The sequence below is a fragment of the Nocardia sp. NPDC004151 genome, from assembly GCF_042874235.1.
Lineage (GTDB): Bacteria > Actinomycetota > Actinomycetes > Mycobacteriales > Mycobacteriaceae > Nocardia.
The window spans coordinates 279,882-306,053 of sequence record NZ_JBIAMR010000002.1; the positions used below are offsets into that span (position 1 = coordinate 279,882).

Sequence of the window (26,172 nt, forward strand, 5' to 3'; positions counted from 1 at the left end):
CCCCCTAATTATCGCTAGTTCTCAGCTTCCAGGCCGACCAGTCGGTAACGCCCGGCCCGCGTGATTCGACGGCAAGGCAATCGAATAACGACGTCTGGAAGCGAATACATCAATGTCGGCAAGGACATTCCCGGCTGCCGTGGTCATCGCCGCGGCCGTAGCTCTCTGCGCGCCGTCAGCCACCGCTGACCCCACGACCACCGCGCCCGCCCCGGGCCTCGGCCTCGGCGTCGATGTCAATGTCGGCCCGGGCGGGCTCGGCGTCGACGTGAACACCGGAGCCCACGTGGGCGGAAACGCCGGTGGCGGTGTGCAGGTCGGTGGTAACACGCAGGCCGGTGGCAATGCCAATGGCGGCGTCCAGGCGGGCGGTAATACGCAGGCCGGCGGGAATGCCAATGGTGGCGTGCAGGTCGGCGGTAATACGCAGGCCGGCGGGAATGCCAATGGTGGCGTGCAGGTCGGCGGCAATACGCAGGCCGGTGGCAATGCCAATGGCGGCGTGCAGGTCGGCGGTAATACGCAAGCCGGCGGAAACGCGGGCGGCGGCGTGGATGTCGGCGGTGGCGTCCAGACGGGCGGAAACGCCGGTGGCGGCATCGATATCGGTGGCGGTGTGCAGACCGGCGGGAATGCCAACGGCGGTCTGGACATCGGTGGGGGCGTGCAGACCGGTGGCAATGCCAATGGCGGCCTGGATATCGGTGGGGGCGTGCAGACCGGCGGCAACGCCAATGGCGGCGTGCAGATCGGCGGGGGCGTGCAGACCGGTGGCAATGCCAACGGTGGCGTGCAGATCGGCGGCGGTGTCCAGACCGGTGGCAATGCCAACGGCGGTGTGCAGGTCGGCGGCAACACCAATATCGGTGGAGAGGCGCAGGGCGGCGGCCTGGGCGGCGTCGACCTGACCGTGTCCGGCGGCGCGGCCGCGGGCGCGGATGTGGTGAACGGCATGACGATTCCGGTCGGCGCGAGCACCGGCATCCCCGGCGGCATCGCGGCGACCGACGCGGTCCCGGCGGGCGGCTACAAGATCCCGAAGGGCGCGCCGGAGACCGGTGCCGGTGGCATGGCGGGCGCCCGATGATGACCGGACGCCGAAACACGATGAGCACGAAGCCGGTCCGCCGCAGACCGTTGGCCGCCGTGGCCGCGGTGCTGGCGGTCACCGCGGCCCTGGTCTCGGGCTGCGGATCCTCCGGCGGTTCGGACGCGCCGTCGACTTCGCGGGTGCCGACCACGGTCGCGGTGCAGACGGCCGGGTCGATCACCCGGTCCACCCCGGTGTCGTTCGCGATTCCCTCGATCAATGCCGCCGGATCGCTGATCTCGGTGGGCCTCAATGCCGATGGCTCGGTCCAGGTGCCCGCCGACTATCAGCAGGCCGCCTGGTACCAGCAGGGTCCGGCCCCGGGGGAGCAGGGCTCGTCGGTCATCCTCGGCCACGTCGACTCCTACAAGGGCCCGGGAGTGTTCTTCGCCCTGAAGAAGGTCAAGAAGGACGACATGATCGACGTGACCCGCGCCGACGGTAAGGTCGCGCACTTCAAGGTCACCGATGTGCGGATGTACCTGAAGTCGGAGTTCCCCGACCAGACCGTGTTCGGCCCTCGTGGCGGCGCGACCCTGCAGGTCGTCACCTGCGGCGGCGATTTCGACAAGAACGCCAAGAGCTACCTGTCGAACGTGGTCGTCTTCTCCTCGCTGGACTCGGTGACCTAGCCGGGAGTGACGGAGCCCACCGCGCGGTCGCGGACTGATCAGGAATCGAGAAGCACTGGTCAGGCCCGCGACCGTAGCGTCGTGGACATGACCTCCATCGAATTCATCACTCTCGATGTCGCCGATCCCGAGGCGGCCGCGCACTTCTACGCCACCGCCTTCGGCCTGGACACCGAGCTGCGGTTCCGCGCCGCCCAGGAGCCCAGCACGGGCTTCCGCGGCTACACCCTGTCCCTGACCGTCGCCCAGCCGGCGGACGCCGACGCCTACCTCGACGCGGCCGTCGCCGCGGGCGCGACGGTGCTGAAGCCCGCGGCCAAGTCGATGTGGGGCTACGGCGGCGTGGTCCAGGCCCCCGACGGCGCGATCTGGAAGGTCGCCACCTCCGCCAAGAAGAACTCGGGCCCCGCGACCAAGCGTTTCGAGTCCCTGGTCCTGCTGCTCGGCGTCGCGAATATCGCTGCCGCCAAGCGCTTCTACGTCGACCACGGCCTGCCCGTGGCCAAGAGCTTCGGTCCCGTGTACGTCGAATTCGATACCGGCTCTGGCCCGATCAAGCTGGCCCTCTACAAGCGCCGCGCACTCGCCAAGGACGCGGGCGTGCCCGCCGACGGCACCGGCTCCCACCGGCTCACCATCGGCGGCTCCGAAACATTCACCGACCCCGACGGTTTCGCCTGGACGCCCGCCACCCAGCCCGCCGATCGGTGATCCGCGGCGCGGTCAGGGCACGATGACGGCACGGCCCCACAGCGTGCCCGCCGCGAGTCGCCGATGGGCCTCGGGCGCTTCGTCGAGGCCGAATCGCTCGACCGCGATCTCGAGCACGCCGTCGTGCCCGAGGTCGACCAGTTCGATCAGCTCGCGGCGAGAGCCCCCGGGCCCGGTCTCAGTCCCAGGCGTAGGTGGCCGGTGAAGACGTAGGGCGGATTATCCTCGCAGACCCGCCCGGCGACGCGGCCCATAACGAAGAACGGTGAGCCGAGTACGCCGGGATCGGTTTCCAGCCAGTGCAGTTCGGGCAGCGGTGCGTCGACCACGTCGGCCACACCCGACATGACGGCGAACTGTGTTTCCAGATCGTAGGTTTCGAACAGCGGGAACGAATCCGCCTCGGGGGCGAGCCGTGCCACGAACCGCCCGCCACGGGATTCCCCGCCGACGCTCCACTCGGCGTCGAAAAGCAATGTGGCGCTCGACATCCCGCCGCCCTTGGGCTTGACCAGGCCGGTGACCCGCGGCGTGGCGTCGGCGTCGACGCGCGTGGCCAGCCAGTGTTCCAGCAGTACCGTCAGCTCGTCGTTGTCGCGGTCGGAAACCGTGAGTTTCCAACTCTGGTCGGACGCGGGGGCGGACATCTGCGGAGTTCCTCCTGGAGCGAAGAGCGAGTGAGCCGAGCCGTGCTCTCGGGGACTGTAACGCGTTCTAATTTGGTTGCGAAACTGCCGCGTCGCATGCTCCGGTAGGTGGGACTCAAGTTGATATTCAGCATATTTGCACCATTCACCTGAGCCGACCGGAAATTGTCACTTGATGTAACACGTATCAGATTGCCAAAATGCGGCACTGCGAGCGCAGGGTGTGTTTTGTGGCCAGGTTCGCATTTGCTGCGCGGTTTCCGCGCGAGTTGTCTACCGTCATGAATGTGCGCCGGTCATGTGGCCGACGGAAGGGGGCGAGGCGCAGTGACAACAGGATTGGCTTGCCCCAGTTGGTGTATGGTGCACGAGGAGACCGATCCGCCGGGAGTCGACAGCGGGGGAACGCATTTCGGCCTGATGCTCGACATCGATGACGTATCGAATTCGACATCAGCGGGTTTCGTGCAGTTGCGGGCGACCGGGGAGGAGCTGCGACACCGGCGGGTGGACCTGGTGTTCGCCCCGCATCTGTGGGTCGAGATGACCGACGAGCAGGCCTCCGATATCGCGCGGGCGTTGTGTGCCGGAGCGGCGCTGTGTGATCGGACCGTCGACTCCCCGGCTCGCTGTCCGGCCTGGTGCCGCTGCCACGACGATCCCGAGGGCTGGGTGCACTACGGTCCGAAGCGGGTGGTGGAGGTATCGGGCGAGCTGCGCTCGGTGGAGATCCAGCTGTGCGCCTTCAACTGCGGCCATGACCGCAGGCTCATCATCGAATTCACCGTCGGCAATGACGAGATCGTGGAATTCGCCCCGGCCGCCGCGCGCCGGATCGCCGCCCATTTGATGGAAGCCGCCGACCTGCTGGCTTGACGGCCTGGATTGTCGACTGTCCGACCGGGTGTTCGCCTACGATAGCTGGTGATTTGCGAGCTGTGGTCGCTTGCGTTCGTGCATGGGCCTGATCGTTCCTTCTCACGGCAAAGGGGATCGGTGTGCGAAACATAGGTTTGTCCAGTTCGGTCCGGTTGCGCAGGGCAGCGCTGCTCGGCTGCTCCGCGAGCCTCGGCGTCGCCCTGCTGGTGGCGCCGGCGCAGGCCCAGGTGTCCGGGGCCGAGGAGATCGCCCAGAAGTACGAGCAGTTCGGCGGCACCGGATCGTTGCTCGGCAATCCGTCCGGTGACGTCCGCGAGGTGGCGGGCGGTGCGGTCCGCGACTATGCGGGCGGCGCGATCTACTACTCGCAGCCCACCGGCGCGCATATCCTCTACGGCGACATCCTGGCCGACTATCGGCAACTCGGCGGGCCCGGCGGCGATCTCGGCTTCCCCGCCAACGACGAATCGATGACGCCCGGAGACACCGGACGGTTCAACGACTTCTCCACGCCCGACGGCGCGGCCATCTACTGGACGCCCCGGCAGTCGTGGGTGGTCCGCGGCCCGATGCTCGCGGCCTACCGCAAGCTGGGCGGACCGGCCGCCGAGCTCGGCTTCCCGGCCGCCGCCGCGACCGTCGACGCCGACGGCACCGTCACCCAGAAGTTCACCGGCGACAATGGCGCCGCGGAGATCTCCTGGAACCCGCAGCGCGGATTCGGCACGGTACCAGGCGGTTTGGCCGCCGGGTTGGCCGGTTTGTCGGTGCCCGGCGTGGTCGGTCAGCTCCCCGGCGGCACGGTGAACCTGCCGGAGGGCTCGGTGAACCTGCCCGACGGCACGGTGCGGCTCCCGGACGGATCGATCAGTTTGCCGGACGGTAGCTTCCAGCTGCCGAATGGGAATGTCGTGCTGCCCGACGGCTCCATCAAGCTCCCCGACGGCTCGATCACCTTGCCGGAGAACGCGGTCCGGCTGCCCGACGGGTCGCTGCGGTACGCGAACGGTCTGATCCGGATGCCGGACGGTGTGCTCGAGCTGCCCGACGGCGCGGTGCGGCTGCCCGGCGGCACCGTGAAGATGCCGGACGGTTCGATCGTGTTTCCCAGTGGCGGTGTGAAGATGCCCGACGGGTCCTTCGGGCTCCCGGGGATGTCGGCGCCGAGCACCGGCCAGGCCGAGGGCTGGTTCACCAAGTTCAAGGACGATCTGGGCTGGTGGTGGCTGATCGCGCTGCTGGCCATCGCGGCCGCGATCATCGGACTGCTCGCCCTGCTGGTGTGGGCGTGGCGGAAGCTCCGGGACGGCAACGGATCCGGCCGCACGAGTGCCACGGTCGCCCCGGCCACGCCCGTGGGGGATGTCAAGGGCCTGGTCGCGGAGGTGCAGAGCAACACGATGCGCATGACGGGTGGCGGATTGGACGCGCGGGGCGGCGGGCTCGATGTGCGGGGCACCGCATCCCGGGCCGCGGGCGCGGTCGGTGACCCCGCCGCGGGCACCGGCAACCTGGGCAGGAAGGCGGGTCTGGCAGCCGCGGGAGCGCCCGGCGCCGGAGCCGTCGGCGTGGCCGGGCTCGGCAGGCGCGGCAGGATGACCACCGCGCCGCTGACGGCCGACCCCGAGCTGGACACCATGCTCCGCGGTCTGGGTGACGGCGCCGTCCTCGACATCACCTACGGCGAAGCGTTGCAGGGTCTTTCGCCGGTGGTGGTCGGCACCAAGCTGCTGGTCGACGAGAACCTGAGCCCCAGGCTGGCCGAACGGCTGGAGGCCGCGGGCTATGACGTGGCCCACGCGCGGGACATCGGCCTGTTCGGTGGCGACAACCGGCGGGCGTTGGAGCAGGCGAAGTCGAGCGGCCGCGCTCTGGTGACCGCCGAGCGGACCTGCATTCCCGATCTCGTCGCGGGCACGTCGGTGCCGAGCGTGGTGCTGCTGCACTCGGCGGACGCCACGATCGACGATCAGGTGACGGTCCTGAAGCAGGCGCTGCCGCGGCTGAACCAGCTGCTGTCCGGTGGCGCCCTGGCGGTGCTGTCGGAGCAGCGGATCCACGCGTGGCGTCTGCCGTCGTCGCGCGGCTAGGTTCGAATTCACCAGTTCTCCCGTGGCGCTGGTGCCGATGCGTTCGCTGGCACCAGCGCCATTATCTTTGTGCGACTTGTCCTTTTGTGAAGAATGCGTGGCGCGCCCGCGACGCGTGATGCGAAGCAATCCCGTATTCGACTCGTCAAGCCCAGTGACATCGGCCCGGCATTCGTCTGCGTCACCACGTTCCTTTCGATTAGGACGGTTTCGTGAACAACGTGGAGTCGATGGGTCGCGAGAATGGCGACATCGACACCGAGGTGGTCGTTGTGGGCGCGGGGCCCGCGGGCCTGGTCCTGGCGAACCTGCTGCTCGCGGCGGGCGTCGCGTGCACGATCCTGGAGCGGCGGAGTCGGCACTGGACCGAGAATCGTTCCCGAGCAGGGTTTTTGGCACCGGACGCGGTCGCGGTGCTGCGTGCGCACGGACTGGCGTCCGGTCTGGATCGTCACGGTTGCGAGCACGATGTCTGCGAATTCCGCGGTCCCGGGGTCGGGTTCGAATTGTGTTACGGGAAGCGGGGTTTCGACCGACCGGCTGGCTGCCACCCCCCGGCGCCTCGGTCGCCGCCCTGGCCGAGTTGACCGCCACCGATGTCGACAGCTTGTCCCGGCTGCTCCGCTACCTCTGCGAACTCGACATCGTCCGGGTCTGCGGCGAGGGCTACGAACTCACCGACTCCGGCGCACTGCTGTCGAGCACGGCCGCCCGCTCCCTGCAACCGCTCGCCCGCCTGTGCGGGGGAGCGTTCTCCGGGTCCTTCGCCCACCTCGACCATGCGGTCCGTACCGGCGCCGCCGGTTTCGACCATCACTTCGGCAGCCATCACTTCGACTACGTCTCCTCCCCGACGGCGACGCCCCGTCCCTCGCTCCCGCCTGGGGCGGCCACATGCTCTGCAATGTCGGCACCCTGACCCACTACCGCGACCTGGCCGCCACCGCCGGTCTCGTAGTGGATCGTGTGCTCGCTGCCGTTGGACTTCTCGATGATCGGGCTGAGCCGCTCGCCCGGCCGCTGACAGCCTCGAGCACTCGGCGGTTTCCGCTGTCAGCGCGCGGTCGGCGGGCTGTCAGCGGCCGCCGCCATCGTCGTGTGCGTGCCGGAGCGACGGCACACCACCACGAAGGAGGACACCATGAACAACCCGGCGATCGCGCGGCTGGAAACGCTGGCGCATCGGATGGAGCCGGCCGCACGGGTCGACCGCGACGCGCGGGACTGGCTGACCGAGGTGCGGACCGCCATCCTCGAACTGCGGCACCAGCCCGCGCCCGGGTCCCGATCGGGCGGCGGCCTCCTGGAGTCGGTCGGTGAGGGCCTGGCCCTGGGCGCGGGCTTCGCCGTCGGCGAGGAGATCGTCGAGGACCTGTTCGACTGGTGAACCGGCCCACGGGTATGGCGGGAATACCGACGCGACGGCGGCGGCTATCCTTGGACGGTCATGAAGTCGGCTTTCCCGGGTCCGGTCGGTGCCCAGACGGTCTACCTCGATCACGCGGCGACTACCCCGATGTTCCCGGTCGCGGTCGAGGCCATGTGTGCTGCGCTGGGGGTGACGGGCAACGCCTCGTCGCTGCACGGGTCGGGACGGGCCGCACGGCGGCTGCTCGAGGAGGCTCGGGAGTCGATCGCGGCGGGGCTCGGGGCGCGGCCCTCGGAGGTGATCTTCACCTCGGGCGGGACCGAGAGCGACAATCTCGCCGTCAAGGGGATCTACTGGGCGCGCCGTGACGCCGACCCGAAGCGGAACCGGATCCTGGTGAGCGCGGTCGAGCATCACGCGGTGCTGGACACCGTGGAGTGGCTCGAACAGCACGAGGGCGCGCGGATCACGTGGCTGGAGTGCGACGCCGAGGGCGTCGTGTCGCCGCGCACGCTGCGGGCCGCGCTGGCCGCGTACGCCGAGGAGACGGCGCTGGTCAGTGTCATGTGGGCCAACAACGAGGTCGGGACGATCCAGCCGATCCGGGAATTGGCCGCGGTGGCACAGGAGTTCGACGTGCCGATGCACAGCGACGCGGTGCAGGCGGCCGCCCAGTTGCCCATCGATTTCGCGGGCAGCGGGCTGGCGGCGGCCAGTTTCGCCGGGCACAAGGTCGGCGGGCCGCACGGGGTCGGGGTGCTGCTGCTGGGCCGGCAGGTGCCCGCGGTGCCGCTGCTGCACGGCGGCGGGCACGAGCGGGATCTGCGCTCGGGCACCTCGGACGTGCCCGCGGCGGTGAGCCTGGCGGCCGCCCTCCGCGAGACCGTGGCGGGCCTGGAGCTGCGCGCGGTGGAATTGGAGCGGCTGCGGGACCGGCTCATCGACGGCGTGCGCGCCATCGTGCCGGACGCGGTGCTCAACGGCGGGACCGGTGAGCGGCGACTGCCGGGCAACGCCCACTTCACGTTCCCGGGCTGCGAGGGCGACTCACTGCTGATGCTGCTCGACGCCGCCGGGATCGAATGCTCGACCGGATCCGCGTGCAATGCCGGAGTCGCCGGACCCTCCCATGTGCTGCTGGCCATGGGCGTGGAACCGGGCCGCGCGCGTGGATCTCTGCGATTCTCATTGGGACACGATTCGACCGACGCCGATATCGACGCCCTGCTGGCCGCGCTGCCGCAGGTGGTCGAGCGGGCGAAGGCGGCCGGACTGGCCGGAGCGAAGGGAGGCTTCTAGATGCGAGTACTTGCCGCGATGAGTGGTGGCGTGGATTCCGCCGTGGCGGCCGCCCGCGCCGTGGACGCCGGACACGAGGTGGTCGGCGTGCACCTGGCGCTGTCGGCGAGCCCGGGCACGCTACGCACCGGGTCGCGCGGCTGCTGCTCGAAGGAAGACGCCGGTGACGCCCGGCGGGCCGCCGACGTGCTCGGAATCCCGTTCTACGTCTGGGATTTCGCCGACCGGTTCAAGGAGGACGTGATCGACGACTTCGTCGCCGCGTACGCCGCCGGCGAGACCCCCAACCCGTGCCTGCGCTGCAACGAAAAGATCAAGTTCTCGGCGCTGGCCGACCGCGCGGCGGCGCTCGGCTTCGACGCCGTCGTCACCGGGCACTACGCCCGCCTCGAGGACGGCGTGCTGCGCCGGGCCGTGGACGCGGACAAGGACCAGTCCTACGTGCTGGCCGTACTGACCGCGGATCAGCTGTCGCGCGCCATGTTCCCGGTCGGCGACACCCCGAAGCCGCAGATCCGCGCCGAGGCCGCCGAACGCGGGCTGGCCGTCGCCGACAAGCCCGACAGCCACGACATCTGCTTCATCCCCTCCGGTGACACCCAGGCCTTCCTGGGCGCGAAGATCGGCATCCGCCCGGGCGCGGTGCTCGACGCCGACGGCACCAAGCTCGCCGACCACGAGGGCGTGCACGGGTTCACCATCGGCCAGCGCAAGGGTCTGGGCCTGCCCGGCCCGGCCGCCGACGGCAAGCCGCGCTACGTCACCGGCATCGACCCCGACACCGGCGACGTGCACGTGGGTTCGGCCAAGGACCTGGAGGTGTGGACGGTGCTCGCCGACCGCGCCATCTGGACGTCGGGCGAAACCCCTTCCGGCCCCATCGAATGCGTCGCCCAGGTACGCGCCCACGGCGGCACCGCCCCCGCGGTCGCCGAGGCCGTCGACGGCGGCCTGGTGGTGCGGCTGAGAGAGCCGCTGACCGGGGTGGCCCGCGGCCAGGCCGTGGTCCTCTACCGCCCCGACACCGACGGTGACGAGGTACTGGGCAGCGGCACCATCTCCGGCACCGAACGCGAACCGCACTCGTACGCAAGCGAACTGGTCTCGGATAGCGCCCGGTGAGCGACCGTCCCTCGCGCAGCGGCGCGAAGTCCTATGTGGCACGACAGATCCGGCCCGTTCTCGGTGGCCGGATCGTGTGGCGCACCGGTCTGGCGCAACCGGCCGGTCTGCGGCCCAAGCGCGGCCCCGGCAAGGTCCGGCTCGGCAAGGGCGCCAATCGGGCCTCGGCCGACCCGGTGGGGCAGCCCGCCCGCGCCGATACCGGCGAATTCCAGCCCGGCGAAGCGCAACCCGGCCCCGAGGGCCCGCACGACGCCGGGACCGGACCCTCGTCGGACCGCAACCCCGACCATTCCGGGCGCAAGCGCGCCGTGACCGTCCGGGTCGCCCCCTACGCCGAACGCGTCCGCATCCCCACCGGCGCGCCCGCCGAGGGCACCGCGGGCAAGACCTGGGACTGGTTCGTCAATACGACCTGCTGGGACTGGTACACGAACTCGAGCGGGAAGTCCGATCGCGGCGATGCCGGTGAGTGACAACGCCTTCGCGCTGCCCGGCGGCACCGCGACCGGCGTCGGTTCGTGGCCGGGCGCCGACCCGCGCGAGGCGGCGGCGACCGTGGTGGGGGAGCTGGGTCAGCTGCCGCACCTGGTCGAACTACCCGCTCGCGGTATGGGCGCGGACATGATCGGGCGGGTCTCCGGGCTGCTGGTGGACATGCAGTTCGACAGCACCACCCGCGGATACCGGCTGGGCGCGCGGCCCGGCGCGGTCTCGCGGCGCGCCAACGACCTGTTGCGCACCGATCTGGACGCGCTCGAAGAGGCCTGGGAGACCGGCGGTTTGGCCGGATCCGGTCACCCGGTGAAGGTGCAGGTGGCGGGCCCGCTGTCGGTCGCCGCGGAGGTCGAACTGCCCGGCGGGCATCGCATCCTCACCGATTCCGGTGCGCTGCGCGACCTTTCGGAGTCCCTGGCCGAGGGCATCGCCAATCACGTCGCCGAGGTCTCCAAGCGACTCGGCACGCAGGTGATCCTCCAGATCGACGAACCCCACCTGACGGCCGTCCTGAGCGGGACGCTGAAGGGCGTGAGCGTTCTGAACACGGTGCGCGCCATGCCCGAACCCGAGGCCCTGCACGTCCTCGACACCGTGGCCGCGCGGCAGTCGGTCCCGGTCCTGATTCACTCCTGCGCCGACCGCCCCGCGCTCGGCTTCCTGCGCAAGTCCGCCGCGAGCGCGATCGGGTTCGACCTGGCCGCGATCGGCACCCGGGACCTGGACCGCGTCGGCGAATTGCTGGACGCCGGAAAGCACCTGGTGCTCGGCCTGGTCCCCGCCACCGATCCGGCCAAGCCGGTCACCTGGCGTGACATCGCCGAACCCGGTGTGCGCCTGATCGACCGCCTCGGTTTTCCCCGCCGCCTGCTCGCCGACCAGATCCTGGTCTCCCCGGCCTGCGGCCTGGCCGGCGCTTCCTTGTCCTGGGCCCGCCGCGCGGTGAGCCTGGCCGCGGAGACCGCCCGCGCCTACGCCGACGAGCCCGAGGCCCTCACCTTCGAGTAGCCGCTACATCCGCTCGACGATGTCGAGTGCGATGGCCACGGCCGCCGCGTTGCTCTCCTCGTCGGACAGCTCCAGGTCCCCCATCATGGACAGACTCCAGCTGATGGCCAGTAGCGCCTGCCGGGCGTGGAACACGGTCAGCGGCTCCCGGCTCGGCGCGCTCATCAGGTCCGCCAGCACCCGGAACTGGTAGCGCAGGCTCGTCCCGAACCCGAGGTCCCGGAACGCGGGCTGGTTCTCGTGCCAGAACCGGATCATGTCCTTGCCGAGACTGTGCAGCAGCGCCCCGTACCGGATCACGATCCCCCGGGCTCGCTCCCGACTCTCGGGCGCACCCTCGGCCCAGGTCACGATCTCGTCGATGCCGCCCCGCAGATCCTCCGACAGACTGGCGACGATGTCTTCCTTGGTCCGGAAGTGGTAGTACAGCGCGGCTTTCGTGACTCCCAGGCGTTCGGCGATCTCCCGCAACGAGGTCTTCTCGTATCCCCGCTCCGAGAACAACTCCATGGCGACGGCCCGAATCCGCTCCCGCGTGTCACTGCGACGCCCGTCCATCGGATCCCTTCGTTCTGCTCGACGCCCGGCCATTTTGCTTGACGCCCGGCAAGGTAAAAGCCTAGCGTCTCCCTCACCGCCAGATACCTAGCCGGGCGGCAAGTTAATTCACGCGCGGGGAGCAGTGACATGACCGAATCAGTAGCGAAAGTGCCGGTCGACGGCGTGGCCATGACGGCGATCGGGGTGGCCGTCATCCGGGCGCGGGAGTCCGAACGTCCCGACCGCCTCTACGACGACCCGCAGGCCGCGGCCTTCGTGGCCGCCGCCCGCACGGGTTTCGAGCCGGGCCGTTGGGCCCGCGTGGAGGCCGTGGCCGACCAGTTCTACGAGGGCCGCACCGTCGGCGTGCACCTGGTCGACGAGCGATTCCGTGCGGCGATCACCGCGGGGTGTGCCCAAATCGTCCTATTGGGAGCAGGTTTGGACACGCGCGCCTACCGCATGCCCCTCCCACCCGGAACCCACGTGTTCGAGATCGATCTCCTGGAACTCTTCGCCTTCAAAGAGCCCGTCCTCGCGGCCCTGCCCGCCACCCCCGCCTGCCATCGCCACGTGGTCGTCTCCGACCTCCGCGACGACTGGCGAACCCCCTTGCTGGCAGCCGGTTTCACCCCGAGCGTCCCCACCTACTGGGTGGACGAGGGCTCTCTCGGATACCTGAACCAGGACTGGAACCAGCACGTGGTCCGCACCCTCACCGACCTCTCCGCCCCCGGCAGCCGCTTCGGGGCGGCCCGCTACGTCGTCGACCCCGACGCCCCGCAGTACCGCGACCTGCGCCGCCTGGTCGCCGGTGACCGAGCCTCCGACCCGGCCCCCATCACCACGTCCCAGGACTTCGACGTCCAGTCCTGGCTCGATTCTCTCGGCTGGTCCACCGAGTTCCGCAGCTGGAACGACATGACGGCCCACCTCGACCGTCCGGTCGGTCCCCTCGACCCTCGCATCGGCAATATCGCGGCCGTCCGCCGCGGACGATGACCCCGTGGCCGGAGGATCAGCCCTGGTCCTTCGGCCGCTTCGACCCGAAGTAGGGGCGGGCGCCCGGGTGGCCGAGCTGCCATTTGTCGGGCTTGCCGGTGGGGTAGGCGACGGGGATCCGGTCGCCGATCGACGGCCACTGGTTGACGTCCCAGGCGAAGCGGCCGTAGACCTCGTGGGCCACCACGGTGGGGCCGGAGATGCTGCCGCTGATGGTGACGTACTGCTCGCCGAGCTCGGCGGGGCGGGGGCTCACGCCGGTGACGTGCAGGGTGCCGGATTCGAGTTCGGCGGGGGCGCCGAAGCCGGGCAGGGCGCGACCGCCGCCGCCGTTGGCGCGGCGGTAGTACATCACGGTCGCGGCCAGGGCGCCGCCGATCAGCAGGACGAACGCGAGCTGGATGAGCATGGAGTCCATGCTAGGCGGCGTCGCGTCCGGCCCCGGACAGCGGTTAGTGGGCGGTGAGTTCGGACACGCCACGGTGGCGGCGGAGCTGCCAGACCGTGGTGCGCTTGGACTGGGAGCGGCCGTTGCCGCGGTCGATGAGGGTGCGGTTGGCGGTGGTGAACACCAATTGCGCGCCCTGGGTATTGGTTTCGGGGTTCTGGAACAGCTGGATGAGGCTGTCGGCGGTCTCGGGGGTGAGGGCGGCGTCGATATCGTCGACCGCCAGCACGCCGCCGGTGTCGAGGGCGTCCAGCATGGGCGGCAGCAGGCGCAGCATGGCCAGGGTGGCGCTGGACTCGTCGGCGATGTCGAAGGCGGTCTCGATGCCCTCGTGGGTCAGACCCAGGCCGACGCCGCGACGGGCCACCATGCGGGAGTACAGGGCGTCGCGGGCGGCGTAGAGGTTGGCCAGTTCGCGCTGCAGCAGGGTGACGGTGATGCCGTGCTCGAGGAACATCTCCTCGGCGTAGTTGGCCGACACCGTGCAGTTCTCGATTTCCTTTGTGGTGGACGAGATGTCGGTGTCCAGGTCACGCAGGTAGTCGGCGTACATGGGATCGTCCGAGGGCAGCAGCAGATCGGTGATGCCCAGGTCGGCGCCGCGCAGCAGGGTCAGCAGCCGCACCGCGTGATCGGTGGAGCGCGAGATGTGCGAGCCGACGCGGTGCGCGATCTCCTGCGGATCCGGTTGCCCGCACTGCACTTCCAGCAGCGACTGGAACCAGCGGTAGGCGGGCACCAGCGGTTCGGCGTACAGCTGCCCGGACAGGCTGAGCAGCAGTGCGTTCGGCCGCACCAGCGGCACCACCGCACCCAGGCCGTACCGGGCGGCCTCGAACATGGGCCCGATCCGGATGTCGTCTCCGGCGCGTTCGAAGACCACCCGTTTGCGATTGTGCGGATGCGAGTGCAGCCATTCCGCCGCCACATCGGCATTGTCGAGCCGGAAACCGTAGGTGTACGGGCAGCCCTCGGCGACGAAGTTGGCCACGAATTCCGAAGGGCGATCCGAGAATCCGAGATGCGGGGTGCGGTCGGGCCCGGAGTACGGGTCCCACCCGGTGACAGAGTTCAGCACGGCGTCGCGCATGCGGTCGAGCGCGTCGATGAGGCCGGTCTTGCCGGTGGCGGCCGCGCCGTACACGGCGGTGACCGGCGTGGCGACCGGTCCGCTACCCCGGGTCAGCCGCAGCTCCTGCGGTTCGGCGAGGGACCGATGGTTCGTCACCTGAAAACTACGCAACACCCTGGACATCCTGCCGGTCGCGGGTCGGAAATGCGACTCACCTTATTCGGACGTGGCGGTCGGATCGCGGGCGGGCCGCGAATGACGCTGCGCGACAGCGCGAACGGTCGTGCGCGAGGGCCGCGACGCGGTCGCGGCGACTCGGCGACGAGCCGTTCCGGTCCCGCGCGAATGCGGCTCGACGTGCGGGAATGTTTGATCAAACCTGTCGGTGGGGCGGGATAGAGTGCCTTCTGTGAGCGAATCGGGCAGCGAATCGGGCAAGGAGATCACCGCGGCGAGCGGGGACGAGCGGGTCGAGTGGCAGCGGTTGGCGGAGGAGGTTCGCGACCACCAGTTCCGCTACTACGTGCGGGACGCGCCGATCATCACCGACGGTGAGTTCGACGAGCTGTTCAACCGGCTGGTGGCGCTCGAGGAGTCGCATCCGGATCTGCGGACTCCCGACTCGCCGACCCAGCTGGTCGGGGGCGGCTTCACGACGGAGTTCGCGCCGGTCGATCACCTGGAGCGGATGTACTCGCTGGACAATGTGTTCAACGAGGACGAGATGCGGCAGTGGATCGCCAAGGTGGAGGCCGACGCCGGCACTGACCTGCACTACGTGTGCGAGGTGAAGATCGACGGCGTCGCGCTGAACCTGGTGTACGAGGACGGCAGGCTGGTGCGCGGCGCCACCCGCGGCGACGGCCGCACCGGTGAGGACGTCACCCTCAATGCCCGCACCATCGAGGACATCCCGCACGAGCTGGTGCACAGCGACGAGTTCCCGGCGCCGAAGCTCCTCGAGGTGCGCGGTGAGGCGTTCATGACGCTGGCCGACTTCGAAGCGCTCAACGCCTCCATCGTGGCGGAAGGCAAACCGCCGTACGCGAATCCGCGCAATACCGCGGCCGGCTCGCTGCGCCAGAAGGATCCGGCGGTGACGGCCCGGCGGCGGCTGCGCATGATCTGCCACGGCTTCGGCCGCCTGGACGGTTTCGCGCCGGAGTCGCAGCACGAGGCGTATCGCGCGCTGGCCGCCTGGGGTCTGCCGGTGTCGGCGCACACGGTGCGGGTGCGGGGCGCGGACGCGGTGGTCGACCGCGTCAACTATTGGGGCGAGCACCGCCACGACATCGAGCACGAGATCGACGGCCAGGTCGTCAAGGTCGACGAGTTCAGCCTGCAGCGCCGCCTGGGCGCCACGTCGCGCGCGCCGCGCTGGGCCATCGCCTACAAGTATCCGCCGGAGGAGGCCACCACCAAGCTGCTCGACATTCAGGTGAATGTCGGTCGCACGGGCCGGGTTACGCCGTTCGCGGTCATGCAGCCGGTGACGGTGGCGGGCTCCACGGTCGCCATGGCGACGCTGCACAATGCCTCGGAGGTGCAGCGCAAGGGCGTGCTCATCGGCGACACCGTCACCATCCGCAAGGCCGGTGACGTGATTCCCGAGGTGCTGGGCCCGGTGGTGGACGCACGTGACGGCTCCGAGCGCGCCTTCGTGATGCCCACGCACTGCCCCGAATGCGGTACCGAGCTGGCCCCCGCCAAGGAGGGCGACGCCGACATCCGCTGCCCCAATCAGCAGTATTGCCCGGCGCAGCTGCGGGAGCGGGTGTTCCACGTGGCCGGGCGCGGCGCGTTCGATATCGAGGCGCTGGGCTACGAGGCCGCCATCGACCTGCTGAAGTCGGGCGCGATCGCCGACGAGGGCGACCTGTTCGCCCTCGACGAGGCGACGCTGCTCACCACCACGCTGTTCACCAACAAGGCGGGCACGCTGTCGCAGAACGGCAAACGCCTACTGGAAAATCTGGAGTCCGCCAAGGATCGCCCGCTGTGGCGCGTCCTGGTCGCCCTGTCCATCCGGCACGCGGGTCCCACCGCGGCCCGCGCCCTGGCCACCGCCTTCGGCAGCATGGACCGCATCCGCGAGGCCTCGGCCGAGGAGCTGGCCGCCACCGACGGCGTCGGCCCGACCATCGCCGCCGCGGTCACCGAATGGTTCACCGTGCCATGGCATCTCGACATCGTCGACAAGTGGGCCGCCGCCGGTGTCCGCATGGAGGACGAGCGCGACGAGTCCATCGAACGCAACCTCGAGGGCCTGTCCATCGTGGTGACCGGTTCGCTGCAGACCTTCACCCGCGACGGCGCGAAGGAAGCGATCCTGATCCGCGGCGGCAAGGCCGCCGGATCCGTCTCCAAGAAGACCGCTTTCGTGGTCATCGGCGACTCGCCCGGCTCCAAGGCCGACAAGGCGGAGGAACTCGGCGTCCCGATCCTCGACGAAACAGGCTTCGTCAAACTCCTCGAGGGCGGCCCCGAGGCGGTGTCGTAGCGACCGCCAGGTGCCGGTGCGGAGCGTACTCGTGCGCTGCCCGCACCGGTGGGTGTTCGCGGCCGAGCGCGGATGCCGGGCCACGGCGGGATGACGGTGTGGGATCGATCGAGGACGGAGTTGTGGTGATGGGCGCGGACGGTGACGCCGTGGTGATTCGGGATGCCGAGGTCGAAGATTTCGCCGCGGTCGGTGCGCTGACCGTCGAGGTGTACGTGGGCGAGGGACATGTGAATCCCCAGAGCCTGTACGTCGCGGAGCTCGCCGACACCGCCACCCGCGCGGCGTCGGCGGAGATCCTGGTGGCCGTGCGCGGCGAGGAACTGCTCGGCTCCCTGACCATGGCCCGGCCGGGCACGCCGTTCGCCGATATCGCCCGGCCCGGGGAGCTGGAGTTCCGGATGCTCGCGGTGTCCAAGCGTGCCCGCGGCCTCGGCATCGGCCGTGCCCTGCTGGAACGGGTGATCGAGACCGCCCGCGCGGAGGGGTTCGACGCGGTGGTTCTCACCACCATGCCGACCATGCAGGACGCTCGCCGCATGTACGACCGGTTCGGTTTCGCGCATGTGCCGGAACGCGATTGGCACACCGATTCGGGGCTGCCGCTCACGGTCATGCGGTTCGAGGTCGCGGCGGGGGACTGACTCCGGCTCTGTCGTCAGTCGCGCGGAGCGCCGGTCGATACGACCCGGCGCGGCGGACCGGCTCGACCGTTCGGGCCGAGTCGGCCAACCTCGCGGGCCCGCGGGGATGTCTCCCGCGGGCGGGGCTCAGGTCAGCACGCCGTCGATGCAGAGCGATGCGGTGCGCCAGGTCGGTGTGGGCCGCGCCCCGTCGAAGGTCCATCCGGCGATGGGTTCGGCGGCCTTCCACAGCAGCACGTCCCCGGGCAGCCGGACCACCTGGTACACGTCGTCGGTGCCCGGGATCAGCTGATTGCCGACGCAGTAGTCGGTGTAGCTGGTGCCGGGTTGCCGTGCGCCCGGACTGAATTGACCGATCGGGCTGCCGGTCGCGCCCGGTGTCCGCACCGTGGCGGGCCGGTCGGTGTCCGCACCGGCGAACCAGTACGGCGCCCCGGCGTCGGTGCCACACCGGAAGCTGGTACCGCCCGCGATGACGGTGCTGTCCTGCGGGTAAGTCGTTCCCGCCCACAGACACCCGGCGCGGGCCCGGCGCTCGCCGGTTTCCGCGTCGGCGGTCGCGGCGAGCGGCAGCCCGGCGACGGCCAGGGCGGCGATGGCGATGGGCGCAGCGGCGGCCCGCCCGAAGCGTCGCGAGCCGCGCCGCGCGGTCATGGCAGTAGTCATGGTGGCTCCCTGGTCTCGGTCCGTGGTCAGCAGTGGCTGGCGAGCGCGGGGCAGACGGTGTAGCCGGAACCGTCCCGGTCCCACGTGGGTGTCCAGGTGGCCGGGTTGCCGCCGCCGACCCGGTTCGGCGGTTGGTTCGGCGGGCGGACCGTGCCGGGTTGCCGCGGGTGCTGGTTCTGGAGAACGGGATCGGTGTCGGTGTGGTTGAAGCCGAGCGGATCCCGGGCGTGGATGCCGGTGTTGTCATTGCCGTGCGTGACGATGCCGGGCCGGTTGCCGCGGTCCCCGGACCGCGACGGGTCGGAGGATCCGGGTGAGGTGCCGCCGTGCGTGGACGGTTCGGCGGATGCCGGTCCCGCGGCGAGCATGGTGGCGCCGGCCAGCGGGGCCAGAATCAGGCCGATGCGGCGGAGGTGGGGTCGTGGTCGATGGGCGTGCTGCATGGCGTCATTGCCTCTCTGCGCGGCGTCTCGGCCGTTCCTTATCTACTGAGTAAGACCGTAGATGATCTACGTAGGTGAATAGTAGGTAAAACCTGGGAATCTACTGAGTTCCTACGTAGGAAACGGGGAGGCGCGCAGCGGTCCGGCAATGCGAAACGCCCCCACCGGATCTCCGGTGGGGGCGTGAAACGCGAGGTGAAAGAGGGTGCGGCTCAGCCCAGCACGGTCGCGACGATGCCGGCCAGGTAGCCCAGCCGGGCCACCTCCGAGGGCCGGAAGTCCGGTCCGCCCGGGCGGCCCAGCAACAGCACCTTGCCGGTATTGCCGAGCGGCGCGGCCGCCAGTTTGGTGTCCATGTCCTTCCATAGATCGGGCACCCAGTCGGCGTCACCGTCGAGCACCGACGGTTTCTCCAGGGGCATCCACGGCGCGGAGGCGGCCTGCGTGGACGGCGCGCTCTGGGAGCCCACCACCCGGTAGGCGCCCTGCGGTCCCATGTCGATCACGGTCGACCAGCCGACCCGCAGCACCCGGGGCGCGCCGTCGACGAGCACCTGCAACCGGTCGTCGCGCGCGTTGGCGACCTGGTCGATGAGCTCGAGTTCGCGGTGGGTGTCGAGGATCCCCGAGTACGGCCGCAGCGAATCCACCTGCACATCGTGCAGTGATTCGGCGGCGGTGATGAGGGTGTCGGGCAGTGCGCCCGTCGGCACCTCGACGACGATGTCGTCGATCGCGAAGCCGTCGCCGCGCTCGACGACATCCAGCGAGAGGATGTCCGCGCCAACGGAACCCAGCGCCAGCGCCAGTGATCCGAGACTCCCTGGGCGATCCGGAAGTTGCACGCGAAGCAGGTATGACACGTGCCTTCCTTTCTTTACTGTGCGACCGAAACTTTCCGACGGGTACCCGAGTCCCGCAATACTTACACCCTCGAGAGCCCGTTATCGAATCGAAGCATCTGCTGTGACGTGGGCCACCTACCGGTGGGTCACACATTGATGGTGCCAGGTCCGGCGCGTACCTGCGACCGGTGGCCGAAGGTGAACCCACTAGGCTGTCGGATGGCCAATCACCTAGCTCGAACCATGCCGAAAGGGGTCCCGCGGTGCCCGCCATCTCCAGGGACGAGGTAGCCCACCTCGCCCGGCTGTCCCGGCTCGCTTTGACGGACGACGAACTCGATCTGTACGCCGGTCAGCTGGATTCCATCCTGACCCACGTCGCACAGATCTCGCAGGTCGCCGCCGCCGATGTGCCCGCCACCGCATCCCCGAATCCGGAGACCAACGTGACGCGCCCGGATGTGCCGCAGCCGTGCCTGACTCCGGACGAGGCGCTCGCCATGGCCCCGGCCGTCGAGGAGCAGCGGTTCATGGTTCCGCAGATTCTGGGAGAGGGCGAATGACCGACCTGACCAAGCTGTCCGCGGCGGAACTCGCGGACAAGATCCACGCCCGCGAGGTGTCCTCGGTCGAGGTCACCGAGGCCCACATCCGCCGCATCGCCGATGTCGACGGGGAGATCAACGCCTTCCTGCACGTCGCGGGCGAGCAGGCGCTGGTCACCGCCGCCGAGGTGGACCGCCGGATCGCCGCCGGGACCGTGGATTCGCCGCTGGCCGGTGTTCCCTTGGCGCTCAAGGACGTTTTCACCACCGTCGACATGCCGACCACCTGCGGGTCGAAGATGCTCGAGGGCTGGGTGTCGCCCTATGACGCGACGCTGACCACCAAGCTGCGCGAGGCGGGCATCCCGATCCTCGGCAAGACGAACATGGACGAGTTCGCCATGGGTTCGTCGACCGAGAACTCGGCGTACGGCCCGACCCGCAATCCCTGGGACACCGAACGGATTCCGGGTGGCTCGGGTGGCGGCTCGGCCGCCGCGCTGGCCTCCTTCCAGGCTCCGCTGGCGATCGGCACCGACACCGGCGGCTCGATCCGCCAGCCCGCCGCGGTCACCGCGACCGTCGGCACCAAGCCGACCTACGGCACCGTGTCCCGCTTCGGCCTGGTCGCCTGCGCGTCCTCGCTGGACCAGGGCGGCCCGTGCGGCCGCACCGTGCTGGACACCGCGCTGCTGCACGAGGTCATCGCCGGGTACGACCCGCGTGACTCCACCTCCCGCAATGTGCCGGTGCCGCCGGTGGTCGCCGCCGCCCGCGAGGGCGCCAAGGGCGACCTGTCGGGCCTGAAAGTCGGTGTGGTGCGCGAGCTTCACTCCGACAGCTACCAGCCCGGCGTCCTCGCCTCCTTCGACGCCGCGGTCGCGCAGCTGAAGGAGCTGGGCGCCGAGGTGATCGAGGTGTCGTGCCCGCACTTCGAGTACGCGCTGCCCGCCTACTACCTGATCCTGCCGTCGGAGGTGTCGTCGAACCTGGCGCGCTTCGACGCCATGCGGTACGGCCTGCGCGTCGGCGACGACGGCACCCACTCGGCCGAGCAGGTCATGTCCATGACCCGTGAGGCCGGACTGGGTCCGGAGGTCAAGCGCCGCATCATGATCGGCACCTACGCGCTGTCCTCGGGCTACTACGAGGCCTACTACGGCCAGGCCAACAAGGTCCGCAACCTGATCGCGCGGGACTTCGACAAGGCCTACGAGACCGTCGACGTGCTGGTCTCGCCGACCAGCCCGTTCACCCCGTGGAAGCTGGGCGAGAAGGTCAACGACCCGCTGGCCATGTACCTCTCGGACCTGTGCACGCTGCCCACCAACCTGGCCGGGCACTGCGCCATGTCGGTGCCGTCCGGGCTCAGCGCGGACGACGGCCTGCCGGTCGGTCTGCAGATCATGGCCCCGGCGCTGGCCGACGACCGCCTGTACCGGGTCGGCGCGGCCTACGAGGCGGCCCGCGGCCCGATCGCCTGATCGGTCCGATCCCGCAAGCGAATTCGGCCCCCGCCGGTGTCAACCGGCGGGGGCCGCATGCTGTCCGCGGCGGTGGCGGGCCGTTCGCCGTGCCGGTCCCGGTGCGCTCGCGCTCGGTCGGCGGGAGTTTCACCGCTGGTCAGCGGCGGAGGTGAGTCGCTGTCCGGCTTGTCCGATTCCGGGCAGTCGGTATCCGGCCGATCCGGCATTGCCTGCGACGCGTCGGTCCCGACCGGTAGGCTGGCAGCGTTTCGGCGTGTGTGAAGGGTTTGTCAGGGGATGTTGCGACGCGGCGAAGTCTTCGCGGGCTACGTGATCGAGCGCGAAGTGGGCCGTGGCGGAATGGGTTCGGTCTACGCGGCCCGCCACCCTCGGCTCCCGCGGCTGATCGCGCTCAAACTGCTGCACCGGGAGATGTTCGGCGACAACGAGACCCGGCAGCGCTTCGAGCGCGAGGCTGATGTGATCTCCCAGCTCGACCACCCCAACATCATCACCGTCTTCGACCGCGGTGACGAGGGTGAGCAGCTGTGGATCGCCATGCAGTACGTGGACGGGGTCGACGGCGCGTCCATCGACCCCGTCGGCCTGCCCCCGGACCGGGCGGTCGAGATCATCGTGCAGACCGCGGCCGCATTGGATTACGCGCACGCGCGCGGCGTCCTGCACCGCGACGTGAAGCCCGCCAATCTGCTGCTGTCGCGCTCCGGCGGCATCGGCACCGGCTTCGCCGAACGGGTCCTGCTCAGCGACTTCGGCATTGCCCGGGTGCTCGACGACACCGCGCACCTGACCCGCACCGGCATGCTCAACGCCACCCTCGCCTACGCCTCCCCGGAGCAGCTGACCTCCGCGCCCATGGGGCCGCGCTCGGACCAGTATTCCTTGGCCTGCACACTGTTCCGGCTGCTCACCGGGCGCGGGCCCTTCGACGCGCCGAACATCGCGACAGTCATGCTCGGGCACTTGCAGTCCCCGCCTCCGCCCGCCGGCCAGTTCCGGCGTGAGGTTCCCGCCGAACTGGACGCGGTGCTGCGGCGCGCGCTGTCCAAGGACCCGCGCGACCGCTACGAGACCTGCTACGAATTCGCGCGGGCCGCCTGGGAGACGGTGGCCGAACCGGTGTCGCTGGTGCGGCGGCCGCGCGCGGCGGCGGCCGACCGGCTGCCCCGCGAGGACACCGTGCGCGGCTGCCTGTTCGGCGGCGCCATCGGGGACGCGCTGGGCGCGCCGATCGAGACCATGCTGCTGCCGAACATCCAGCAGCGCTACGGGAATCAGGGCGTCACCGGTGAGGGCGGCGGCTACAAGGGCCGCATCTCCGACGAGACCCAGCTGACCCTGTTCACCATGGAGGCGCTGATCCGCAGCGCGCGCGTGCGGGCTCGTGGCAATGCCGCGGCCGTCGGCATGATCCAGGAGAACCTGCTCGTGTGGCTGCGCGGGCAGGGCCAGGCCGCGGTGCCCGAACAGCCGGTGCCGCTGCAGAGCGGGCTGACCGTGTATCCGGAGCTGATGACCTACCGGGGTCCCACCCAGACCACCATCTCGGCCATGCTGCGCGCGGCCGCCCGGCAGCGGCCGGGCACGCCGCTGGGCACCCGCGACCACCCGATCAACGACTCCAAGGGCTGCGCGGCCGTGGTGCGTTCCGCGCCCTGCGGATTCACGCCGTCGCTCGAGCACGCCTTCGAATTGGCCTGCGACGCGGCGGCCCTCACCCACGGCAACCCGAGCGGCTGGCTGCCGGCGGGCACCTTCGCGGCCACCGTGTACGGGCTGGGCCGGGGGCTGGACGTGCGGACCGCGGTGGAACAGGCCCGCGCGCAGCTGGTCCGGAACCGGAACCACGAGGAGACCTCCGAGGCGCTCGACGCGGCCGTGCGGCTGGCCGACACCGTCGCCTTCCGGGGGCGGCCCATGCCCGCGCCCGGACTGCTGGAACGACTGGGCAGCGGCGTCATCGGCTCCGAGGCTCTCGCGCTGGCGGTGTGCGCGGCGGTGTGCGCCGAGAACGTCGGCGGCACACCGGAAGAGATCTTCCGCAACGGCGTGCTGCTGGCGGTCAACCACTCCGGGGACAGCGACTCCACCGGGTCCATCTGCGGCGCGCTGCTCGGGGCCCGCCTGGGCGCGGACGCCATCCCGGAGGTCTGGCGGGCTCGGCTCGACGCGGCCGCCGCCATCGACCGGCTGGTCGGGGACTTCACCCGCGAAGTCCGCGAACCCACTCAGCAGCCCGGCAGTACCGTGCCCTGGTCGACGCCGTAGCGGTGCCCGTGACCGGCGGGGGCGTCGAGCGCGCCCAGCAGGTCGGCGGAGGTCTGCAGGAAGCTCACCACCGGAAACCACGGCGGGACCGGAGCATCCGGCCGGGTGCCGGTGAGATCCGGTGCGCGCCACAGCAGGGACGGCGACCAGTGCACCACCGGATCGGAGGCATTGGCCAGCACCGCCGCCCGCCCGTGCCGCACCTGGCCGCCCGGCGGACCCGCCCAGAGCGCGCCGCAAGCCCGGCGGTCCAGGTCGGCGTCGTCGGTGAACACCGCGCTGCCGCCCAGCGCGCCCAGGCTCTGCCCGTAGATGTAGAGCTTCGGCGGGTCAGGCAGCGTCGAGATCCGTTGTTCGACAGCCCGGAACAGGGCCCGCGCCGACTCCTCGGCGGCATTGCGCCCGAAGACGAAGGTGACCCAGCTCGGCGCGTCCGAGTACTGCAATCCGACCAGCGCCACATCCCCGTCGAACCGCGCGTCCAGTCCCTTGGCGGCATCGCTGTCGATCCACCCGGAGCCGGTCGGCACGGTCACCACCAGATTCCGCCGTTCGAATCCACCCGTCCGCTCCAGCTCCCGCACCGCCAGCGCCACCCGCGCCTGCAGCCCCGCCGCCGAGTTCAACCCGACGTACACCCGCACCGCCCGCGCCGGCGTCCCCGCCACGAACCGCCGCCCCTGCGCGCCCAGCGACGGCCAGCTCGCCATCGACACCGGACTCCCCGACCGGGTCGGCGAATCCGGTTGCACCAGCTCCGGATCCACGAACGAATCCGCCGCCGCGTAGGCCGCCCGCCGCCACTCCACCAGGCTCGGCACCATCATCAGCTGCGCCGCCACCCCCAGCGCCACCCCCGCCGCGATACTCCGCGCCCGCCCCAATCGGCGCACCACCCACCGCACCCCGTGTGCCAGACCCACCACCACCGCCACGATCGGCACCGTCCACGCCAGCCACTGCACCCAGTACCCCGGCCCGATACCCCCGACCCCCATGGCATTCCGCAGCGAGTTCTGCCAATGCTCCGCATACCCCATCGCACCCCCGACCAGCCCCGTCCCCGCGACCGCCACCGGAGCCCGCCACCGCACCAGCCGCTCCACCCCGAACCGAGTCCAGCGCAACATCATCCGAACGATCCCCGCCACCGCCAGTCCGATCAGCACCAGCAGCGCGGTCACGATCGCCTGTGCCGACGGTGTGCGCGGCAGCAACCCCGGTGCCAGCGACGCGAGCGCCCCGCCTGCCATCGCCGCGCTCGTCCCGACCCGTGGCGCGTGGAACCATGTCCATCCCGATGCCCCCCGAGACCGCCGCGCGGTAGCACCATTTCTCCCCGTCGGATCGTCGCTTGGCGTGGGTCCGGTGCGATCGCTCGACTTCCGCGGCGCGACGGTCGCATCCGTACGCACCCGCTCGAGGCGGCCGCGACGGGCGGCGTGCCCGGCGGGGATCACAGCGCCACCGCCGAGGCGGGACCGGCGATCGCGACGTCGCGTTCCCGAGCCGCTGTGCCACGGCGGGAGCGGGTACGGCGCACCGGAATGGTTGCCGCGAAGGCCAGTCCGGCGATGCCGGCTCCGGCCGCGACCAGCGCGGCGGGCGTGGGGCCCGTGCCGGTGTGCTCGAAGAATGGCTCGTAGACGGGGCTGCCGTAGTTCTGGCGGATGGAATTCAGGTCCACGGCCGTCGCGGCGATGGTCGCCATGACCTGGCACCGGGTGCGCGACAGCGCGTCCTCGCGGGCCGCGCAGGCGGTGTGCATGCGCTGTTCCAGTGCGGCGTCCACGGATCTGCGGGCCCAGGGACCCAGCGGCTGGCCGTGGGCGGCGGCGTAGCGCAGCAGGTCGTAGCCGAGGTCGTGGGATTTGCAGGCCAGGTCGAATTCGGCCGGGAGAGGGATGGGGGAGGAGCAGTCACCCTCGGGGTTGAGAAGCATGCCCGCCTCGACGACGGGGCGGTACCCGGCCGCGGCCGCGAAGTCGTCGGGGATCGCGGTGGAGTTCGGTCGGGCGGCGATCGACTCCAGCAGGCTCGCTCGGGCCGACGAGCTCTCGGGCCGGCGCGGCAGGTCGGCCGCCGCGCCGGCGGCCGGGGCGAACGCGACGCCGACCGTGCACACGACGGCGGCCGCGGCCGCGAGCGCGCCGTAGCGGCGGAGCCCGGCGGAGTCGTGCGACGGGAGGACCGGCGAGGTGGAACGGGGCGAATTCCTGCGGGAAATCGGGAACGCTCTCATGGGGATAGACGCTAGGAATCGGCTTCCGACCGGGGCGTCAGCCTGTGGTGCGGTTGCGTCGTGGGCGGTGCGGGGGACACCTGTGCCGGTGTCGTACCGGGGTAGGGGGTGGGAGATCACTCAGG

Annotated in this window: 28 protein-coding genes; 18 read left to right on the top strand and 10 right to left on the bottom strand. The window is 70.5% G+C overall.

Features of this window, described 5'->3' with window-relative positions:
• The first annotated feature begins 112 nt into the window (after positions 1–112).
• From ACFYTS_RS04925 to ACFYTS_RS04935, 3 genes are all read left to right on the top strand, one after another.
• A complete protein-coding gene (locus ACFYTS_RS04925; RefSeq protein WP_357279383.1) occupies positions 113–1,087 on the top strand; it encodes a hypothetical protein in 975 nt (324 codons plus the stop codon).
• A 20-nt stretch (positions 1,088–1,107) separates the two neighbouring features.
• A complete protein-coding gene (locus ACFYTS_RS04930; RefSeq protein WP_357279381.1) occupies positions 1,108–1,722 on the top strand; it encodes a class F sortase in 615 nt (204 codons plus the stop codon).
• An 87-nt stretch (positions 1,723–1,809) separates the two neighbouring features.
• Positions 1,810–2,433: a VOC family protein gene (locus ACFYTS_RS04935; RefSeq protein WP_387301399.1), complete on the top strand. Its 624-nt coding sequence runs from the start codon at positions 1,810–1,812 to the stop codon at positions 2,431–2,433.
• A gap of 12 nt (positions 2,434–2,445) precedes the next feature.
• Here ACFYTS_RS04935 and ACFYTS_RS04940 read toward each other — a convergent pair whose 3' ends face one another.
• Together ACFYTS_RS04940 and ACFYTS_RS04945 are read right to left on the bottom strand one after the other, a co-directional pair.
• Positions 2,446–2,550, bottom strand: coding sequence for a hypothetical protein (locus ACFYTS_RS04940; protein ID WP_387301401.1), 105 nt, complete (start codon positions 2,548–2,550; stop codon positions 2,446–2,448).
• 29 nt (positions 2,551–2,579) lie between these two features.
• Positions 2,580–3,080 carry a phosphotransferase gene (locus ACFYTS_RS04945; RefSeq protein ID WP_387301403.1) on the bottom strand — a complete coding sequence of 167 codons (501 nt, stop codon included), beginning with the start codon at positions 3,078–3,080 and terminating at the stop codon, positions 2,580–2,582.
• Between the two features lie 360 nt (positions 3,081–3,440).
• Between ACFYTS_RS04945 and ACFYTS_RS04950 the strand changes: the two genes are divergently transcribed.
• The 9 genes from ACFYTS_RS04950 to ACFYTS_RS04990 all read left to right on the top strand — a co-directional run bounded on the left by ACFYTS_RS04950 (position 3,441) and on the right by ACFYTS_RS04990 (position 11,345).
• A complete protein-coding gene (locus tag ACFYTS_RS04950; protein ID WP_387301405.1) occupies positions 3,441–3,956 on the top strand; it encodes a DUF6907 domain-containing protein in 516 nt (171 codons plus the stop codon).
• A gap of 122 nt (positions 3,957–4,078) precedes the next feature.
• A complete protein-coding gene (locus ACFYTS_RS04955) occupies positions 4,079–6,049 on the top strand; it encodes a DUF5615 family PIN-like protein (protein WP_387301407.1) in 1,971 nt (656 codons plus the stop codon).
• Positions 6,050–6,279: 230 nt separating this feature from the next.
• Positions 6,280–6,636: an FAD-dependent monooxygenase gene (locus tag ACFYTS_RS04960; RefSeq protein WP_387301408.1), complete on the top strand. Its 357-nt coding sequence runs from the start codon at positions 6,280–6,282 to the stop codon at positions 6,634–6,636.
• A complete protein-coding gene (locus tag ACFYTS_RS04965) occupies positions 6,633–6,968 on the top strand; it encodes a hypothetical protein (RefSeq protein WP_387301410.1) in 336 nt (111 codons plus the stop codon). The genes ACFYTS_RS04960 and ACFYTS_RS04965 overlap by 4 nt, the downstream gene beginning before the upstream one ends.
• A 183-nt stretch (positions 6,969–7,151) precedes the next feature.
• On the top strand, positions 7,152–7,436 hold the full coding sequence (locus tag ACFYTS_RS04970; RefSeq protein WP_387301412.1) for a hypothetical protein: 285 nt from the start codon (positions 7,152–7,154) through the stop codon (positions 7,434–7,436).
• A gap of 60 nt (positions 7,437–7,496) precedes the next feature.
• A complete protein-coding gene (locus ACFYTS_RS04975; protein ID WP_387301414.1) occupies positions 7,497–8,717 on the top strand; it encodes a cysteine desulfurase family protein in 1,221 nt (406 codons plus the stop codon).
• On the top strand, positions 8,718–9,839 hold the full coding sequence (gene mnmA / locus ACFYTS_RS04980) for a tRNA 2-thiouridine(34) synthase MnmA (RefSeq protein WP_387301416.1): 1,122 nt from the start codon (positions 8,718–8,720) through the stop codon (positions 9,837–9,839).
• Positions 9,836–10,315: a hypothetical protein gene (locus ACFYTS_RS04985; RefSeq protein WP_387301418.1), complete on the top strand. Its 480-nt coding sequence runs from the start codon at positions 9,836–9,838 to the stop codon at positions 10,313–10,315. The genes mnmA and ACFYTS_RS04985 overlap by 4 nt, the downstream gene beginning before the upstream one ends.
• Positions 10,302–11,345 carry a methionine synthase gene (locus tag ACFYTS_RS04990; RefSeq protein ID WP_387301420.1) on the top strand — a complete coding sequence of 348 codons (1,044 nt, stop codon included), beginning with the start codon at positions 10,302–10,304 and terminating at the stop codon, positions 11,343–11,345. The genes ACFYTS_RS04985 and ACFYTS_RS04990 overlap by 14 nt, the downstream gene beginning before the upstream one ends.
• 3 nt (positions 11,346–11,348) lie before the next feature.
• Here the strand turns inward: ACFYTS_RS04990 and ACFYTS_RS04995 are convergent, their stop codons facing one another.
• Entirely contained in the window at positions 11,349–11,903 is a 555-nt protein-coding gene (locus ACFYTS_RS04995; RefSeq protein WP_387301422.1) for a TetR/AcrR family transcriptional regulator, read from the bottom strand.
• A 129-nt stretch (positions 11,904–12,032) separates the two neighbouring features.
• Between ACFYTS_RS04995 and ACFYTS_RS05000 the strand changes: the two genes are divergently transcribed.
• Positions 12,033–12,887, top strand: coding sequence for an SAM-dependent methyltransferase (locus tag ACFYTS_RS05000; protein WP_387301424.1), 855 nt, complete (start codon positions 12,033–12,035; stop codon positions 12,885–12,887).
• A 16-nt stretch (positions 12,888–12,903) separates the two neighbouring features.
• Here the strand turns inward: ACFYTS_RS05000 and ACFYTS_RS05005 are convergent, their stop codons facing one another.
• Complete coding sequence (locus ACFYTS_RS05005; protein ID WP_387302064.1) at positions 12,904–13,239, bottom strand: hypothetical protein; 336 nt, start codon at positions 13,237–13,239, stop codon at positions 12,904–12,906.
• A 100-nt stretch (positions 13,240–13,339) separates the two neighbouring features.
• Complete coding sequence (locus ACFYTS_RS05010) at positions 13,340–14,581, bottom strand: ATP/GTP-binding protein (protein ID WP_387301426.1); 1,242 nt, start codon at positions 14,579–14,581, stop codon at positions 13,340–13,342.
• A gap of 268 nt (positions 14,582–14,849) precedes the next feature.
• On the opposite strand from ACFYTS_RS05010, the gene ligA reads away from it, so the two are divergent.
• The gene (gene ligA / locus ACFYTS_RS05015) at positions 14,850–16,907 is read left to right on the top strand and encodes an NAD-dependent DNA ligase LigA (protein ID WP_387302066.1); all 2,058 of its coding nucleotides are present in this window, start codon (positions 14,850–14,852) and stop codon (positions 16,905–16,907) included.
• A 128-nt stretch (positions 16,908–17,035) separates the two neighbouring features.
• On the top strand, positions 17,036–17,551 hold the full coding sequence (locus ACFYTS_RS05020; protein ID WP_387302068.1) for a GNAT family N-acetyltransferase: 516 nt from the start codon (positions 17,036–17,038) through the stop codon (positions 17,549–17,551).
• A 126-nt stretch (positions 17,552–17,677) separates the two neighbouring features.
• On the opposite strand, the gene ACFYTS_RS05025 is transcribed toward ACFYTS_RS05020, so the two are convergent.
• From ACFYTS_RS05025 to ACFYTS_RS05035, 3 genes are all read right to left on the bottom strand, one after another.
• Positions 17,678–18,217 (bottom strand): hypothetical protein, encoded by a 540-nt coding sequence (locus tag ACFYTS_RS05025; RefSeq protein ID WP_387301428.1) that lies wholly within the window; start codon positions 18,215–18,217, stop codon positions 17,678–17,680.
• 26 nt (positions 18,218–18,243) lie between these two features.
• Entirely contained in the window at positions 18,244–18,660 is a 417-nt protein-coding gene (locus tag ACFYTS_RS05030) for a hypothetical protein (RefSeq protein ID WP_357279340.1), read from the bottom strand.
• 212 nt (positions 18,661–18,872) lie between these two features.
• The gene (locus ACFYTS_RS05035; RefSeq protein ID WP_357096145.1) at positions 18,873–19,523 is read right to left on the bottom strand and encodes an amino acid-binding protein; all 651 of its coding nucleotides are present in this window, start codon (positions 19,521–19,523) and stop codon (positions 18,873–18,875) included.
• Between the two features lie 245 nt (positions 19,524–19,768).
• Here ACFYTS_RS05035 and gatC point away from each other — a divergent pair, with 245 nt between their 5' ends.
• From gatC to ACFYTS_RS05050, 3 genes are all read left to right on the top strand, one after another.
• A complete protein-coding gene (gene gatC / locus ACFYTS_RS05040) occupies positions 19,769–20,068 on the top strand; it encodes an Asp-tRNA(Asn)/Glu-tRNA(Gln) amidotransferase subunit GatC (protein WP_357279337.1) in 300 nt (99 codons plus the stop codon).
• Positions 20,065–21,534 (top strand): Asp-tRNA(Asn)/Glu-tRNA(Gln) amidotransferase subunit GatA, encoded by a 1,470-nt coding sequence (gene gatA / locus ACFYTS_RS05045; protein WP_387301431.1) that lies wholly within the window; start codon positions 20,065–20,067, stop codon positions 21,532–21,534. The genes gatC and gatA overlap by 4 nt, the downstream gene beginning before the upstream one ends.
• 279 nt (positions 21,535–21,813) lie before the next feature.
• Positions 21,814–23,805 carry an ADP-ribosylglycohydrolase family protein gene (locus ACFYTS_RS05050; protein WP_387301432.1) on the top strand — a complete coding sequence of 664 codons (1,992 nt, stop codon included), beginning with the start codon at positions 21,814–21,816 and terminating at the stop codon, positions 23,803–23,805.
• On the opposite strand, the gene ACFYTS_RS05055 is transcribed toward ACFYTS_RS05050, so the two are convergent.
• Positions 23,766–25,058 carry an alpha/beta-hydrolase family protein gene (locus ACFYTS_RS05055; protein ID WP_387301434.1) on the bottom strand — a complete coding sequence of 431 codons (1,293 nt, stop codon included), beginning with the start codon at positions 25,056–25,058 and terminating at the stop codon, positions 23,766–23,768. The two genes, ACFYTS_RS05050 and ACFYTS_RS05055, sit on opposite strands and share 40 nt — an antisense overlap.
• 203 nt (positions 25,059–25,261) lie before the next feature.
• On the bottom strand, positions 25,262–26,047 hold the full coding sequence (locus ACFYTS_RS05060; protein ID WP_387301436.1) for a hypothetical protein: 786 nt from the start codon (positions 26,045–26,047) through the stop codon (positions 25,262–25,264).
• Positions 26,048–26,172: the final 125 nt, after the last annotated feature.